Raw genomic sequence first — 15,338 nt, forward strand, 5'->3', positions numbered from 1 at the left:
GCATAGGGATGCAGCAGCTGGTCTATGGCCATGCGAAAGCCGCGCGCATCGGCAAACAGCGTGGTCACGTCGCGGAACATGATCCCCTCATGCGGGAAATCCGCGATGGTGCGGATGTAGTCCTTGACCGTCTTTGTCATTTGGGGCGTTCCATTTCGAACAGCTCATGGACGGCCGCGTAATCCATATAGCCCAGGCGCGCGATCCAGCCGCCGGCCCTGCGCGGATCGAAGCGGCCATCGAGCAGACAATCGTCGCGGATATGGATGCCGGTGACGACGCCCAGGACGGCAAAATTGGCCTTGCCCGCCAGGGGCAGGATCCGCGTCATCCGGCATTCCAGCGCGGCGGCGGCGTGGGCCACGCGCGGGCAGTCGATCGTGTCGCATTCGGCGGCCTCGATGCCCGCCGAGCGGAACTCGCTGTCGCCCGCGGGCAGGCCGGCGGAACTGGCATTGACCTGATCGCGCAGATCGCCGGTCGCGATATTGACGCAGAAACTGCCGCTTTCGGTGATCTGGGCCACGCTGTCCTTGGTGCCGTTGCGGTCGGGCTTGGCGCTGGTCGAGGCGAACATGACCTGCGGCGGGACATAGGCCACCGCGTTGAAGAAGGAATAGGGGGCGAGATTGTCGCCCATGCGCCCCCGCGTCGAGATCCAGCCGATCGGACGGGGCGCCACGATGGCATTGAACGGGTTGTGGGGCAGGCCGTGTCCGGCTTCGGGGCGATAGAACATGCGCGGCCTTCTTCTGATGTCACTGGCGCCAACCTGCCACCCCTTTGCGCCATCCGCAATGTTCCGCCCGCGGCAAGGTCGTGCTATGGCGCCCTTTTCGCAAGGAGGCGCGATGTACGAGATCTGCCCCGAGACCGCGGCCGACGAAGACGAGGTCGAGGCGCTCTACGATCTGTGTTTCGCACCGGGGCGGACCGCGCTGTCATCGTATCGTCTGCGCGACGGCGTTCCCAGGGTGGCCGATCTGTGCCTCGTGCTGCGCGACCCGAGCCGGTTCCTGATGGCGGCGATCCGCTTCTGGCCGGTCCGCGTCGCCGCAAAGCCGGTCCTGCTGCTGGGGCCCATCGCGGTTCATCCGACGGCCCAGGGCGAAGGTCTGGGCGGGCTTCTGATGCGCGACGGGCTGACGCGGGCGCGCGGGCTGGGCTGGCGCCGCGTGCTGCTGGTGGGAGACGCACCTTATTATTCGCGTTTCGGTTTCGCGCGGCTGGACGCGGTCGAGATGCCGCCGCCAACCAATCCCGACCGCGTTCTGGGACTGGAACTTCGCGCCGGGGCATGGGTTGGGGTCGTGGGACCGGTCCTGCGCGAAGAGACGCCGGAAATCGTCGCGGGGCTGGCCGAAATCGCCGCGACACCCCATATCGGGCCGGCATGTATCGAGGTCGGACATCCACGAGATGACACAGCAGGTCGCGAAACGGCAGATGGTTCTGCCACCGATCACTGATCCGGGGCTTCACGCCCAGATCGACCGCCTGGCGCGGCGCTATCGGGATGCGGGCGGTCTGGGGATGGAGATCATGGAGATCGTCGGCAACAGCGCCGAGGGACTGATCGAACGTCTGCCCGCCTTTGTCCGCAGCCGCATGGACAAGATCACCCGCGCCGCGTTGAACCGCGCCTTTTCGGCCGCGTCGGGCACCCGGCGCGTGGTGCGCGACCGAGGCGACTGGTTCAACCGCATGGCCTCGACCTTCAGCGGCGCGGCAGGCGGCGTCGGCGGGCTGCCCGGCGCGATGGTCGAGTTGCCGGTCACGGTGACGCTGCTTCTGCGCTCGATGCTGGATATCGCCGCCGAGCATGGTCTGGACCCCGACAGCGACGAGGTGCGGATGGAATGCCTGCGCATCTTCGCCGCCGCCGGCCCCATGGCCGAAGATGACGGCACCGACCTGGGCCTTCTGGCGGCACGGTTGTCGGTCACCGGGCAGACGCTGCAGGGTCTGATCAGCCGTGTCGCCCCGCGCCTGTCGGTCTCGCTGGGTCAGAAACTGGCCGCGCAGGCGGCGCCGGTCTTCGGCGCGGTGGTGGGCGCCTCGATCAATTACACCTTCGCGCGCTATTATCAGGAACTGGCGCGGGTCCATTTCGGCATCATGCGGCTGGCGCGGGAGACAGGGCTTCCGCAAGAGGCGCTGACCGAGGCATTGCGGCTTTCCATCGCGCGGCTGGATCGCGACAGGGCCTGACCTCTTCTTCTTCGTTGCGCCAATACCCTCGGGGGGTCCGGGGGGCGAAGCGCCCCCGGCCGTCGCGGGACGCAATCCCGCCTCACGCCTCGTCGGCGCCCAGTTCCAGCGCCGGGATGGGAACCTCCAGATCGTCCACCCCGAGAGGCGCCGAGGGCCGCGCCAGCCGGGCGCGCGTGATCCAGAACAGGCGGTTCTGGGCGCGGGTGATGGCAACATAGGCCAGGCGCTTCCACAGCGCGATCCCGGCTTCGGTCCGGTTCGACCAGGCGGCGGCGCTGATGTCGGGGCCGAAGACCTGCACATCGGGCCATTGCGAGCCCTGCGCCTTGTGGATCGTCACCGCCGCCCCGTGCAGGAAGGCCGCGCCCATCTGGGCGGCGAAGGGAATGAAGGGATCCTCGGCCTCGGGCATCTCGATCTTGACGATGCTCGCCACGGACAGGCGCGGATCCTCGGCGCCGATCATGTGCAGGCGGGAAAAGCCGGGCTTGCGCCCCGGCCCCAGATAAACCACCTGCGCGCCCTTGATCAGCCCCCGCGCTTCAAGGTCGATGCGCTTCTTGCGGTGCTTCAGCGGCAGTTCCAGGCCGTCGCATATCAGCGGCTCGCCGGGCAGCAGCGCGTCGCCCGGTGCGCCGAACGCGGTGCGGAAGGCATGGATCAGCCGGATCCGGGTGGCGTTGCGCCAGACCAGGACCGGGCTGCGTGCCATCAGGTCCGATTCGACACGTTCGGCCCAGATCACGCGGTCATCGACCGCGGCGGCGTCACGGACCATCCGCTCGAACCCCGCGAAATCCAGCGTTTCGTCGGACAGGGCATGGGCCAGATCCAGGATCGGGCTGTCATCTTCCTGCCGGTGGACGCGGTTCAGGATCAGACGCTGGCGCTCCGCCAGTCGATCGAACACCATCTCGCCCGACTGGCCCACGGGCGCCAACTGGGCCGGATCGCCGAACAGGATCAGGACGGGAAAGATCTCGCGCAGATCCTCGAACTGTCTTTCGTCCAGCATCGAGGCCTCGTCGATCAGGCCGACATCCAGCCCGTCCTCGCGCCGCTTCCAGCCCTTGATGAAATCCGATCCGCGCAGCCCCGCCGCCGCCAGCGCGCCGGGGATCGACGCCTGCTGGTCATAGAAGGCCCGGGCGCGGTCCAGGGCGGTTTCGGTCATGCCCTCGATGGTGGGGCGGTCGCCCTGGCCGGTCAGCCATTCGGCGATGCGTTCGTATTCCGGATCGTAGACCGGGGTATAGAGGATGCGATGAATCGTCGTCGCGGGCACGCCGCGCATCCGCAGCACGAAGGCCGCCTTGTTGGTGGGCGCCAGGACCGCGACGCTGCGCCGGTCCTTGCGCCGCCGCCCCTCGTAATCGCCGCTGACCAGATCGACCCCCGCCTTGCGCAGCGCGTCGGTGATCTGTGCCAGAAGCAGCGTCTTGCCGGAACCCGCCTTGCCGATCACCGCCATGACGCGGCCCTTGCCCGGCCCCGGGGGGCGGATTTCCTCGGCCACGAGGTCGATTCCCGCCGAAAGGAAGGTCTGGGCCAATTCGTCCCAGGCATCGGCCTGATCGGGCGACAGAACGGGGGCGGGCGAGGCGGTGGCGGCGGTCATGATTCCGGTGTATCGCGGCGCGGCGCGAAAGCCCACAATCATTGCCGCGTCCGGCGATCCGCATCCCGTCCCGGCTGCGGCGGGATCGTCGGTTCGGCGGGATGGTCCGCAACTTTTTGGGCATGTCGCCCGTGAGGGTCTATGATGGCCTCGAGGGAGGAATGCCCATGATCGAATTGTTCTTCGTGACCTGCCTGATCGACGACCCGCAGGTCTGCACCGATCACAGCCTGCTGTTCGAGGAAAGGAACGGGCTGTTCACCTGCATGCTGGAGGGCCAGAGCGAACTGGCCCGCTGGGTCGAGGCGCATCCCCGCGACCGCGTGAAAGAGTGGAAATGCCGGCGCCCCCGTCAGGGCGAAACCGCGCTTTAGGTCCGCGATGGCCGCGCGCCGCGCCGAAGCCCGCGCCCGGCCGGCCCTGTCACGCTGCAAGGGGCCCGCCCGAACCCGGATTCACGCGGCGCTGACGCTGCTTTTCGAATCAACCGCTATCCTGATCGTCGAAGGGATCCGAACCGGGGAGGAACCGGGTAAAAGGATGGACCCGAGATGATCGAATTGCTGTTTGTCACCTGCCTTTCGGCGGATCCGCAATCCTGCCGGGAGCGCAGTCTTCCGTTCATCGACATGGGCGTGACGGCCTGCATGATTCATGGTCAGCAGGAACTGGCCAGGTGGGGCGAACGCCATCCCCGCGAGACGGTGCGCGAATGGAAATGCCGCCCGGCCAGGCTGCGCGAGGTCAAGGCGTGATCCCGCAAAGGCGGCGCATGTCTAGCGCCGACCGGCTTCCAGCGCGTCCTCGAACGTGCGCAGGCCGGTTCTTGGCGCCTGCACCAGGACCGACATGTTTCCCGGCTTGTGCTGGTTGCGATACATCTTCATGTGCGCGGCCGGAATCTCGGCCCAGGGGAAAACTTCGGACATGCAGGGGTCGAGGCGGCGTTCCAGCATCAGCCTGTTGGCGGCGCTGGCCTGTTTCAGATGCGCGAAATGCGATCCCTGGATGCGCTTCTGGTGCATCCACAGATAGCGCACGTCGAAGGTGCAGTTGAACCCGGTGGTACCGGCGCAGATCACCACCATGCCGCCCTTCTTGCAGACCAGGGTGGAAACCGGGAATGTCGCCTCGCCCGGATGTTCGAAGACGATGTCGACATTGTTGCCCTTGCCGGTGAAGTCCCAGATCGCCTTGCCGAACTTGCGCGCCTCGGTAAACCATTCCCTGTATTCGGGCGTGCCCACCTTGGGCAACTGGCCCCAGCAGTTGAATTCCTTGCGGTTGATGACGCCCCTGGCGCCCAGGCCCATGACGAAATCGCGCTTGTCCTCTTCGCTGATGACGCCGATCGCGTTGCCGCCGGCGGCGTTGATCAACTGGATCGCGTAGGATCCGAGGCCGCCCGAGGCGCCCCAGACCAGCACGTTCATGCCGGGTTTCAATTCGTGCGGCTCATGGCCGAACAGCATCCGGTAGGCGGTGGCCAGCGTCAGCGTGTAGCAGGCCGATTCCTCCCATGTCAGGTGGCGCGGGCGCGGCATCAGTTGCTGCGCCTGGACATTGGTGAACTGGGCGAAGCTGCCATCCGGGGTCTCGTAGCCCCAGATCCGCTGGGTCGGCGAATACATCGGGTCGCCGCCGTTGCATTCCTCGTCGTCGCCGTCATCCTGGTTGCAGTGGATCACGACCTCGTCGCCGACCTTCCAGCGTTTCACCTTGTCGCCCACGGCCCAGACGATCCCCGAGGCATCCGAACCGGCGATGTGGTAGTCCGCCTTGTGGCCGTCAAAGGGGCTGATCGGCTGACCCAGGCCGGCCCAGATGCCATTGTAGTTGACCCCCGCCGCCATCACCAGGACCAGCACTTCGTGGCTGTCGATGACCGGGGTGTCCACGACCTCGATCTGCATGGCCTTGTCAGGCTCGCCATGTCTTTCACGGCGGATGGTCCAGGCATGCATCTGCTTTGGCACATGACCCAGGGGAGGCATCTCTCCGATCTCGTAGAGATCCTTCTGGGGCGCGTCATAGGGCGCGATCGGGGTCGGGGCGTCGAGGGCCATCAGCGTCTCCTGTTCTTGCCGCGACGCAGAATCGCCGCGCGGGATCGGGCTTGTCGTAAAATGCGTCACGCAACATTGCAACCCTTTTAGGGCCTGTATTGTAATTTTGTGTCGGATAAAATCATGGTCATGCCGCATTGCGGCGAATTGACGGCGTATGAATATTTCGGTATCGGGTCATGGACCGGAAGATTGTTGCGAGGTGATCCGCATGGCCCCCAAAGACAAGCCCTGGCTGTTCCGCACCTATGCGGGCCATTCGACGGCTGAAAAGTCGAACGCGCTGTATCGCGGCAATCTGGCCAAGGGGCAGACCGGGCTGTCGGTGGCCTTCGATCTGCCGACCCAGACGGGCTATGACAGCGATCACGTCCTGGCGCGCGGCGAGGTCGGCAAGGTCGGGGTGCCGATCTGCCATCTGGGCGACATGCGGACCCTGTTCGATGCGATCCCGCTGGAGCAGATGAACACCTCGATGACGATCAACGCGACCGCGCCCTGGCTGCTGTCGCTGTATATCGCGGCCGCCGAGGAGCAGGGCGCGGACATATCGAAATTGCAGGGCACGGTGCAGAACGACCTGATCAAGGAATACCTGTCGCGCGGCACCTATATCTGTCCGCCCAAACCGTCGCTGGCGATGATCACCGACGTCGCCGCCTATACGCGCCAGCACCTGCCGAAATGGAACCCGATGAATGTCTGTTCCTATCACCTGCAAGAGGCCGGGGCGACACCGCAGCAGGAACTGGCCTATGCGCTGGCCACCGCCATCGCGGTGCTGGACGACCTGAAGGGCAAGGTGTCCGACGCCGATTTCCCGGCGATGGTCGGGCGGATCAGCTTTTTCGTGAACGCGGGCATCCGCTTCGTCACCGAATTGTGCAAGATGCGCGCCTTTACCGAATTGTGGGACGAGATCACCGCCCGGCGCTATGGCATCGAGGATCCGAAATTCCGCCGGTTCCGCTATGGCGTGCAGGTCAACAGCCTGGGCCTGACCGAGCAGCAGCCCGAAAACAACGTCTATCGGATCCTGCTGGAAATGCTGGCGGTGACGCTGTCAAAGTCCGCGCGGGCGCGCGCCGTGCAACTGCCCGCCTGGAACGAGGCGCTTGGCCTGCCCCGGCCTTGGGATCAGCAATGGTCGCTTCGGATGCAGCAGATCCTGGCCTACGAGACCGACCTGCTGGAATACGAGGATCTGTTCGACGGCAACCCGGCCATCGAGCGGAAGGTGAACGAGTTGAAGGATGGCGCGCGCGGCGAATTGCGCCTGCTGGACGAGATGGGCGGCGCCATCGCGGCCATCGACTACATGAAATCGCGGCTGGTCGAGGCCAATGCCGAACGGCTGAACCGGGTCGAGGCGGGCGAGACGGTGGTGGTCGGCGTCAATCGCTGGCAGCAGGGCGAGCCATCGCCGCTGACGGCCGGCGATGGCGGGATCATGGTCGTCGATCCGGCGGTCGAACAGGACCAGATCGACCGGCTGGCCGAATGGCGCGCGGGCCGGGACGATGCGGCAGTCAAGTCCGCGCTGGACGCCCTGCGGGCGGCGGCGTCGGGGGGACGGAACGTGATGGAGCCATCCATCGCGGCGGCGAAGGCGGGCGTGACGACGGGCGAATGGGCGGGCGTGATGCGCGCGGTGCACGGCGAATATCGCGGTCCCACAGGCGTGTCGGCCAGCCCCTCGAATCGGACCGAGGGGCTGGAGGATATCCGCGAGGCCGTCGATGCGGTCAGCACGCGGCTGGGCCGGCGGCTGAAATTCGTGGTCGGCAAGCCGGGGCTGGACGGGCATTCCAACGGTGCCGAACAGATCGCCTTTCGTGCCCGCGATTGCGGCATGGACATCACCTACGAGGGGATCCGGCTGACGCCCGAACAGATCGTGACCGCGGCGCAGGATCAGCAGGCGCATGTCGTCGGCCTGTCGATCCTGTCGGGCAGTCACCTGCCGCTGATCGAGGATCTTCTGGACCGGATGCGCGGGGCCGGGCTGGGTCATGTCCCGGTGATCGTCGGCGGCATCATCCCCGACGAGGACGCCGCGCGACTGCGCGCGATGGGCGTCGCCCGCGTCTATACGCCCAAGGATTTCCAGCTGAACACGATCATGATGGATATCGTGGCCCTGGTGGAACCGGGGGCGGCGGCGGCATGAAGGCTGCTTGCGAAATGCAGGACGCCGCCCGAAGGGGCGGCGTCCCGATGGCGTGGCGAGGGGCGATCAGAAGCCCAGGCCGGCATACTTGTTCTTGAACCGGGACACACGGCCGCCGGTGTCCATCAGGCGCGAGGAACCGCCGGTCCAGGCCGGGTGGCTGGACGGATCGATGTCCAGCGACAGCGAATCGCCCTCGGCGCCCCAGGTCGAACGGGTCTGGTAGACGGTCCCGTCCGTCATCTTGACGTCGATCATGTGATAATCGGGGTGGATGTCTTTTTTCATCGGATGACCTCTCAGGCGTCGGCTTTGGGCTTGTAATTGGTCTTTTCGGCGATGCGGGCCGATTTGCCGCGGCGGTCGCGCAGGTAATACAGCTTGGCACGCCGCACCTTGCCGCGACGCACCACCTCGATCGCGTCGATATTGGTCGAATACAGCGGAAACACACGCTCCACGCCTTCGCCAAAGCTGATCTTGCGCACGGTGAAGCTGGCGCCGATGCCGCTGCCGCCCTTGCGCGCGATGCAGACGCCCTCATAGGCCTGCACGCGGGTCCGGGTGCCCTCGGTCACCTTGTAGCCGACGCGAACGGTGTCGCCGGCCTTGAAGTCGGGGATGGTCTTGCCAAGCTCGGCGATCTGCTCGGCTTCGAGTTCTGCGATCAGGTTCATCGCTTTGGTTCCTTGTCATGCTCGCGGTGTTTCCGCGATTGGTCTGATGCGCCCGAGAGCTGTCGGTCCTTTGCCGGGTCCATACGGGTTTCCTCGTATGCCCGCCACAGGTCGGGGCGGCGTTCCTTGGTCAGCCTTTCGGCTTCGTCGCGTCTCCAGGTGGCGATGGCCGCGTGATTGCCAGACATGACGACATCCGGGATCCTGCGGCCGTCCCATTCGGCGGGGCGCGTGTAGTGCGGGTGTTCAAGCAGACCCTCGGAAAAGGATTCCTCGGCCAGCGACGCCTGATTCCCCAGCACGCGCGGTATAAGGCGGATGGTCGCGTCTATCAAGACCTGAGCCGCCAGCTCTCCTCCGGTCAGGACATAATCGCCGATGCTGATCTCCTCGATCCCGCGGGCATCCAGAATGCGCTGGTCCACGCCTTCGAACCGGCCGCAGACAAGGGTCACGCCGGGGCCCTGCGCCAGCGCGCGGGCGCGGGCCTGGGTCAGCGGGCGTCCGCGCGGCGACAGATAGATCACCGGCAGGGCCGGATCGGCCTGATCCAGCGCCGCGGCCATCACGTCGGGGCGGATCACCATGCCCGCGCCGCCGCCCGCGGGCGTGTCATCGACATTGCGATGCCTGCCGATCCCGTGGTCGCGCAGGGCGATGGTGTGCAGGTTCCACAAGCCCTGGGTCAGGGCCTTGCCGGTCAGCGACAGGCCCAGGATGCCGGGAAACGCCTCGGGGAACAGGGTGACGACATGGGCGGTCCACGCGCCCGCCACCCGTGGCGGGGCGATCAGTTCGCGCGGGCGCAGGCTGCTGGCGATGGACAGGCGGCCGTGCGATTTCGGCTGGCCGGTCATTGGTCGCTGCCGGGCGGGTCGGCGACGATGCGTCCCGCGGCCAGATCGACGGTCGGCACGACCTGGCGGGTGAAGGGCAGCAGAATCTGGTCCCTGCCCACGACTTCCAGGATGTCGCCCGCGCCGTGATCGAAGATCGCGCGCACCCGGCCCAGCACCTGCCCGCCGGTATCGACGACCTCCAGCCCGATCAGATCGGCATGGTAGAATTCGTCGTCGGGCAGCGAGGGAAGGGCCGCGCGCGGCGCCCACAGGGTGGTGCCACGCAGCGCCTCGGCGGCCTCGCGGGTGGTGATGCCCGACAGGCGGGCGCCAAGGCCGCCGGTGACGGGGCGGGTCAGCGTCACGGCAAAGCTGCGCTTGCCGTCCTCGCTGGTCAGCGGACCATAGCCGGCGATGTCGCCTGGCTGGGCGCAGAAGCTTTTCAGCCGCACCTCGCCACGGACCCCGAAGGCCCCGGCGATGGCGCCGACGCAGATGCGATCCTCGGCCATGGCTTCCCCCGCTGCAAGAATGGCCGGCGACGGATTCGCCGGCCGTGTCGCTGCACCGCCTTATTCGGCGGCGGCTTCTTCGGCCGGGGCGGCGGATTTCGCGGCCTTTTCCTCGGCGCGTTTCTTCGCCTTGTCGCCCGGCTCGGCCTTTTTCATGTTCTTGCGGTCGGCCTTGTCGCGAACGCCGGCCGATTCCAGAAAACGGGCCACACGATCGGTCGGCTGGGCGCCATGATCCAGCCAGTGCTGAACGCGCTCCATGTCCATCTTCACGCGATCCTCGCTGTCTTTCGGCAGCAGCGGGTTATAGGTGCCCAGCTTTTCCAGAAAGCGGCCGTCGCGCGGCTTGCGCGTATCGGCGACGACGATGGCGTAGTGGGGGCGCTTCTTGGAACCACCACGGGCGAGACGGATCTTGACGGCCATTCGAGTTTCTCCTTTGAAATGGCTGGTTTCGCTGCGTTTCGCAGCCTAGGATTGAAGGGTTTCGTGGTGCCGGATCACTTCGGCGATCACGAAGTTCAGGAATTTGCGCGCGAATTCCGGGTCCAGATCGGCTTCGCGCGCGAGGCGTTCCAGCCGCTCGATCTGGGCCGCCTCACGGTCGGGATCGGACGGAGGAAGGTCGTGCCGGGCCTTGAGGCGGCCGACGGACTGGGTGTGCTTGAACCTTTCGGCCAGCGTATAGACAAGGATCGCGTCCAGCCGGTCGATGCTGGCGCGATGGTCCTTCAGCAGTTCCGCCGCACGGGTTGCGGTATCACTCATGCGGCATGTCCTTCACGAGGGGACGGGCAGGGATGGCGATAGACCAGGCACGGCGTGTCGAAATCCGGCCCCCGCGCGGTCTTGTCCAGCGTCGCGCCCAGTCTTTCGGCCAGCGCGATCGAGCGTGCGTTCTGCGGATCGATATAACTGACGGCGGTCTTCCAGCCGAGGCTGCCGAAGGCGTGGTCGCGGGCGGCCGTGGCGGCTTCGCAGGCAAAGCCCTTGCCCTCGGCTTCGCGCGACCAGAGTGTCCAGCCGATTTCCGGTTCGGGCCATGTTTCGGGATACCAGGGACCGGTCATTCCCAGCGGGCTGTCGTCATCCTGACGGGTGAAGATGAACGATCCCCAGCCGCGCATGACCCAGTGGCCGATGACATGGCCAAAGGCCCGCCATGCCTTGCCATCGTCGAAATCGGCCGGGCGGATGAACCGCGACCGGTCGCTGGCCGCGAAATCGCGCCAGAACGGCCAGTCGGCGGCCACGGGCGCGCGCAGCACCAGCCGTTCGGTCCTCAGGGTCGGAGCAGGGGAGAGCCGGATCATTTCTTGCCGAACATGCCGCCGAAGCCGCCGGGCAGGCCGGCCTTGGACAGATCGCCGCCCAGACCCTTGGGATCCTGCAGCAGCTTCGTCGCCTCGGCCATCCTGGCGGGATCGACATCGCCCATCTCGGGCAGGCCGCCGCCCTTGCCCGTCATTGCGCGCATCGCCTGTTTCAGCATCCCGCCCTTGCCCATCTTGCCGATTTTCTTCATCGTATCGGCCATTTGGCGCTGCATCTTCAGAAGACGGTTCAGCTCGGCCACGTCCAGCCCGGCGCCGGCCGCGATGCGCTTCTTGCGACTGGCCTGCAACAGCGCGGGATTGGCGCGTTCCTTCTTGGTCATGGAATTGATCAGCGCCACCTGACGGCGCATTGCGGTGTCGTCCATGCCCGCCGCCTCGGCCTGCCTGGCCATCTTCTGCATGCCGGGCATCATGCCCATGATCGACTGCATCCCGCCCATCTTCTGCATCTGTTCAAGCTGGCCCTTGAGGTCGTTCATGTTGAACAGGCCCTTCTGGAACCGCTTCATCATGCGTTCGGCCTGTTCGACCTCCAGCACCTCCTGCGCCTTCTCGACCAGCGCCACGATGTCGCCCATGCCGAGAATGCGGCCGGCGATTCGCTGCGCGTCGAACGCCTCGAGCGCGTCCATCTTTTCGCCAAGGCCGACGAAGCGGATCGGCTTGCCGGTGACGGCGCGCATCGACAGCGCCGCGCCGCCGCGTCCATCGCCGTCCATCCGGGTCAGCACCACGCCCGAGACGCCGACCTTGCCGTCGAATTCGGTCGCCACGTTCACCGCGTCCTGACCGGTCAGGCCATCGACGACCAGCAGGGTTTCGCGCGGAGCGGCGATGTCGCGGACGGCCTGCACCTCGTCCATCAGCACCTGGTCGATATGCAGTCGGCCGGCGGTGTCCAGCATGTAGACGTCATAGCCGCCCAGGCTGGCCTGCTGTTTCGCGCGCTGCGCGATCTGCACCGCCGTCTGGCCGGGCACGATCGGCAGCGTATCGACGCCGATCTGCTGGCCCAGAATCGCAAGCTGCTCCATCGCGGCGGGGCGGTTGGTGTCGAGGCTGGCCATCAGCACGCGCTTCTTCTCGCGGTCCTTCAGGCGCTTGGCCAGCTTTGCCGTGGTCGTGGTCTTGCCCGAGCCTTGCAGCCCGACCATCAGGATCGGCGCCGGCGGGTTGTCGATGCGCAGCGCCTCGGGCGCGTCCTCGCCCTGCAGCACCCTGATCAATTCGTCATGGACGATCTTGACGACCTGCTGGCCGGGCGTGACGGATTTCGTCACTGCCGAGCCGGTCGCCTTGGCGGTGATCGATTTCACGAAGCTGCGCGCGACCGGCAGCGAGACGTCGGCTTCCAGCAGCGCGACGCGCACCTCGCGCATGGCGGCGGTCACGTCCTCTTCGCTGAGCGCGCCCTGCTTGGTCAGGCGGTCGAAGACGCCGCCAAGCCGGTCGGACAGGTTCTCGAACATCGCGGGCCTCCTGAATCGGTCCAAAGCGGTCTTGCCCCCGTGGGCGCAACGCGCTGACGGGGGGCGATCCCCGCGTCGGACGGGGACCGGAAGGCACATCCTTCCGGGAATCCGGGATCACATAGGCAAAAACGGCCACCGAGTCAACGATGGCCGTCCCAAAATGCGGTGGCCGGATCAGGCGGCCAGATTGTCCACGGCCTGCCGCGCGCGGGCCAGACCGGCCTCGCGGTCCATGGCCAGCCGGTCGGCGGCGACGAATTCCACGTCGGTGATGCCCAGGAAACCCAGGATATGGCGCAGGTAGCCCGAGGCGAAGTCCAGATCGGAGCCCAGCGGCGTCCCGGCCGAGGAATAGGCGATGATGGCGCGCTTGCCCTTCAGCAACCCTTCGGGACCGGCTTCCGTATAGCGGAAGGACAATCCGGCGCGGGCGATCTGGTCCAGCCAGTTCTTCAATTGCGCGGTGATCGCGAAATTGTAGACGGGCGAGCCGATGACCAGCACGTCGGCATCCCGCACCTCGGCCAGATAGGCGTCGGCGGTCTCGATCAGCCTGCGTTGTCCGGCGGTGGGGCTTTCCGGGGCCAGACGGACGGCGTGGAACCAGTCGGTGTCGATGGCGGGCACGCCGGCATTGAGGTCGCGATAGGTGACGGCGGCGTCGGGATTGGCCGCTTTCAGCTTGGCGATGATGTCGGCGGTCAGCTTTCGCGAGACCGAGGCCTCGCCGGTGATGGCGCTGTCGATATGAAGGATCTGCATCCGAAGGCTCCTTAAAGGCTGCATGCCGGATTTAGGTCTATGCGCCAGAGAACGAAAGGGCCATAAACGCGCAGGCTCTGTGCGGAGATGCACATGAATATCGGAAGTTGGGATGACATCAGGATTGCCTTGGCGGTCGCCCGGTCCGGGACGGTCAGCGGCGCGGCCGAGGCCCTGGGCGTTCACCATGCGACCGTGATCCGCCGGATCGACGCGCTGGAGGCGCAACTGGGCACGCGCCTGTTCCAGCGGCATCCGCGCGGCTATGCGCTGACCGAGCCGGGGCAGGCGCTGCTGCAGGTGGCGCGCGACACCGACGAGCGTTTCGCCCAGCTTGCCGCGCAGATCGGCGGCGCGGGCGACCGGATCGAGGGTGAACTGGTCGTGACCTCGTTGCCCGGTCTGTCGGATCTGGTCATGCCGCGCCTGATCGGTCTGCTGCGGCGCCATCCGGGGCTGCGGCTGAATTATGTCACCGATGTGCGTCTGTTCCGGCTGGCCGCGGGCGAGGCGCATGTGGCTATCCGCGCCGGAACCCGCCCGACCGAGCCCGATTACGTCGTGCGCCGGATGACCGATCTGCCGCAATCGCTGTATGCGACGGCCGGGTATCTGAAGGACCATGGCGATCCGGCCGATCTGGCGCGGCAGCGGCTGGCGCTGCCCGGCCCCGAGGCGCGCAACGCGCCGCTCATGCGCTGGCTGGCGGCCCGGACCCCCCCGGATGCGGTGGTCATGACGGCGAACGACACCGCCGCGCGCGAGGCGGTGATCCGCGCCGGGCTGGCGATGGGACCGCTGCCGCCCGCCCGCGCGGCGGGGCTGGTCGAGGCGCTGAGCCTGCCCGAATGGAGCTCGGCCCTGTGGCTGGTGACGCATGTGGACCTGCACCGCACGCCCAAGGTGCAGGCGGCGGTCGCGGCCCTGCGCGGCGATTGACGGAGTTGCGGGGGCAGCCCGGACGCGGCGCCCTCCCGCGCCCGGCCGGGATTGAAAGCGGCTTTCATCCCCGCGCGGCCTGACGCAGAGTGCCGCCCCAAGGAGGAACCCGCCATGACCGACGCCCACCCGATCAGCCGCTTTCCCGTGCCCGATCCGGCCAGCCTGCCCGACGATATCCGGCTCGCGATCGCCAAGGTCGCCGAAAAATCGGGTTTCGTGCCCAATGTGTTTCTGGCGCTGGCCCATCGCCCGGCCGAATTTCGCGCCTTCTTCGCCTATCATGACGCGCTGATGGACAAGGACGAGGGGCTGACCAGGGCCGAGCGGGAATTGATCGTGGTCGCGACCAGCGGGCTGAACCAGTGCCAGTATTGCGTCGTGGCCCATGGCGCGATCCTGCGGATCCGGGCGAAAAACCCGCTGATCGCGGACCAGGTGGCGGTGAACTGGCGCAAGGCGGATCTGGAACCGCGCGAGCGGGCGATGCTGGCCTATGCCGAGAAGGTGGCGCTGAATGCGCAACAGATCGGTGAAGCCGATCACGCGACCCTGCGCGAGGCCGGTTTCAGCCCGGACGAGATCTGGGATATCGGTGCCATTGCGGCCTTTTTCGGGATGTCGAACCGGCTGGTCAATGCGGGCGATATCCGGCCCAACGACGAGTTCTACCTGCTGGGGCGGATGTGAAGCCGCCGCAGGCGCCGCTGCCGCCCGGCCAAATGGCGATCT

Annotated in this window: 19 protein-coding genes and 1 pseudogene; 7 read left to right on the top strand and 13 right to left on the bottom strand. The window is 66.7% G+C overall.

The window, feature by feature from the left end; translation table 11 throughout:
- A pseudogene (locus B4A72_RS09860) lies at positions 1–140 on the bottom strand (adenine phosphoribosyltransferase); the annotation flags it as partial.
- Positions 137–739, bottom strand: a complete 603-nt coding sequence (locus B4A72_RS09865; protein ID WP_292950991.1) for a flavin reductase family protein — start codon at positions 737–739, stop codon at positions 137–139. The pseudogene B4A72_RS09860 and the gene B4A72_RS09865, both read right to left, overlap by 4 nt.
- 112 nt (positions 740–851) lie before the next feature.
- On the opposite strand from B4A72_RS09865, the gene B4A72_RS09870 reads away from it, so the two are divergent.
- Positions 852–1,469: a GNAT family N-acetyltransferase gene (locus B4A72_RS09870; RefSeq protein WP_292950989.1), complete on the top strand. Its 618-nt coding sequence runs from the start codon at positions 852–854 to the stop codon at positions 1,467–1,469.
- Positions 1,420–2,211: an EcsC family protein gene (locus tag B4A72_RS09875; RefSeq protein WP_292950987.1), complete on the top strand. Its 792-nt coding sequence runs from the start codon at positions 1,420–1,422 to the stop codon at positions 2,209–2,211. Before B4A72_RS09870 ends, B4A72_RS09875 begins: the two co-directional genes overlap by 50 nt.
- An 82-nt stretch (positions 2,212–2,293) precedes the next feature.
- Here the strand turns inward: B4A72_RS09875 and B4A72_RS09880 are convergent, their stop codons facing one another.
- Positions 2,294–3,832: an ATP-dependent DNA helicase gene (locus B4A72_RS09880; RefSeq protein ID WP_292950985.1), complete on the bottom strand. Its 1,539-nt coding sequence runs from the start codon at positions 3,830–3,832 to the stop codon at positions 2,294–2,296.
- 167 nt (positions 3,833–3,999) lie between these two features.
- Here B4A72_RS09880 and B4A72_RS09885 point away from each other — a divergent pair, with 167 nt between their 5' ends.
- On the top strand, positions 4,000–4,206 hold the full coding sequence (locus B4A72_RS09885; RefSeq protein WP_292950983.1) for a hypothetical protein: 207 nt from the start codon (positions 4,000–4,002) through the stop codon (positions 4,204–4,206).
- A gap of 177 nt (positions 4,207–4,383) precedes the next feature.
- The gene (locus B4A72_RS09890) at positions 4,384–4,587 is read left to right on the top strand and encodes a hypothetical protein (RefSeq protein ID WP_292950981.1); all 204 of its coding nucleotides are present in this window, start codon (positions 4,384–4,386) and stop codon (positions 4,585–4,587) included.
- 21 nt (positions 4,588–4,608) lie between these two features.
- On the opposite strand, the gene ccrA is transcribed toward B4A72_RS09890, so the two are convergent.
- Positions 4,609–5,898, bottom strand: coding sequence for a crotonyl-CoA carboxylase/reductase (gene ccrA, locus B4A72_RS09895; protein WP_292950979.1), 1,290 nt, complete (start codon positions 5,896–5,898; stop codon positions 4,609–4,611).
- Positions 5,899–6,109: 211 nt separating this feature from the next.
- Between ccrA and B4A72_RS09900 the strand changes: the two genes are divergently transcribed.
- On the top strand, positions 6,110–8,068 hold the full coding sequence (locus B4A72_RS09900) for a protein meaA (protein ID WP_292950977.1): 1,959 nt from the start codon (positions 6,110–6,112) through the stop codon (positions 8,066–8,068).
- Between the two features lie 66 nt (positions 8,069–8,134).
- Here the strand turns inward: B4A72_RS09900 and rpmE are convergent, their stop codons facing one another.
- The 9 genes from rpmE to B4A72_RS09945 form a co-directional block, all read right to left on the bottom strand.
- Positions 8,135–8,356: a 50S ribosomal protein L31 gene (gene rpmE, locus B4A72_RS09905; RefSeq protein ID WP_292950975.1), complete on the bottom strand. Its 222-nt coding sequence runs from the start codon at positions 8,354–8,356 to the stop codon at positions 8,135–8,137.
- An 11-nt stretch (positions 8,357–8,367) separates the two neighbouring features.
- A complete protein-coding gene (gene rplS / locus B4A72_RS09910; RefSeq protein WP_292950973.1) occupies positions 8,368–8,745 on the bottom strand; it encodes a 50S ribosomal protein L19 in 378 nt (125 codons plus the stop codon).
- The gene (trmD, locus tag B4A72_RS09915) at positions 8,742–9,602 is read right to left on the bottom strand and encodes a tRNA (guanosine(37)-N1)-methyltransferase TrmD (RefSeq protein ID WP_292950971.1); all 861 of its coding nucleotides are present in this window, start codon (positions 9,600–9,602) and stop codon (positions 8,742–8,744) included. Before trmD ends, rplS begins: the two co-directional genes overlap by 4 nt.
- Positions 9,599–10,096, bottom strand: a complete 498-nt coding sequence (gene rimM / locus B4A72_RS09920; protein ID WP_292950969.1) for a ribosome maturation factor RimM — start codon at positions 10,094–10,096, stop codon at positions 9,599–9,601. Before rimM ends, trmD begins: the two co-directional genes overlap by 4 nt.
- A 60-nt stretch (positions 10,097–10,156) precedes the next feature.
- Positions 10,157–10,522 carry a 30S ribosomal protein S16 gene (gene rpsP / locus B4A72_RS09925; RefSeq protein ID WP_292950967.1) on the bottom strand — a complete coding sequence of 122 codons (366 nt, stop codon included), beginning with the start codon at positions 10,520–10,522 and terminating at the stop codon, positions 10,157–10,159.
- A gap of 45 nt (positions 10,523–10,567) precedes the next feature.
- The gene (locus B4A72_RS09930) at positions 10,568–10,864 is read right to left on the bottom strand and encodes a chorismate mutase (RefSeq protein ID WP_292950965.1); all 297 of its coding nucleotides are present in this window, start codon (positions 10,862–10,864) and stop codon (positions 10,568–10,570) included.
- Positions 10,861–11,409, bottom strand: coding sequence for a GNAT family N-acetyltransferase (locus B4A72_RS09935; RefSeq protein WP_292950963.1), 549 nt, complete (start codon positions 11,407–11,409; stop codon positions 10,861–10,863). Before B4A72_RS09935 ends, B4A72_RS09930 begins: the two co-directional genes overlap by 4 nt.
- Positions 11,406–12,902: a signal recognition particle protein gene (ffh, locus tag B4A72_RS09940; RefSeq protein ID WP_292950961.1), complete on the bottom strand. Its 1,497-nt coding sequence runs from the start codon at positions 12,900–12,902 to the stop codon at positions 11,406–11,408. Before ffh ends, B4A72_RS09935 begins: the two co-directional genes overlap by 4 nt.
- Before the next feature lie 177 nt (positions 12,903–13,079).
- Complete coding sequence (locus B4A72_RS09945) at positions 13,080–13,667, bottom strand: FMN-dependent NADH-azoreductase (protein WP_292950959.1); 588 nt, start codon at positions 13,665–13,667, stop codon at positions 13,080–13,082.
- Positions 13,668–13,760: 93 nt separating this feature from the next.
- On the opposite strand from B4A72_RS09945, the gene B4A72_RS09950 reads away from it, so the two are divergent.
- A complete protein-coding gene (locus B4A72_RS09950) occupies positions 13,761–14,606 on the top strand; it encodes a LysR family transcriptional regulator (protein WP_292950946.1) in 846 nt (281 codons plus the stop codon).
- A 114-nt stretch (positions 14,607–14,720) separates the two neighbouring features.
- Entirely contained in the window at positions 14,721–15,296 is a 576-nt protein-coding gene (locus B4A72_RS09955; protein WP_292950944.1) for a peroxidase-related enzyme, read from the top strand.
- The last annotated feature ends 42 nt before the right edge of the window (positions 15,297–15,338 follow it).

It is taken from the genome of Paracoccus sp. UBA5162 (assembly GCF_002413585.1).
GTDB lineage: Bacteria > Pseudomonadota > Alphaproteobacteria > Rhodobacterales > Rhodobacteraceae > Paracoccus.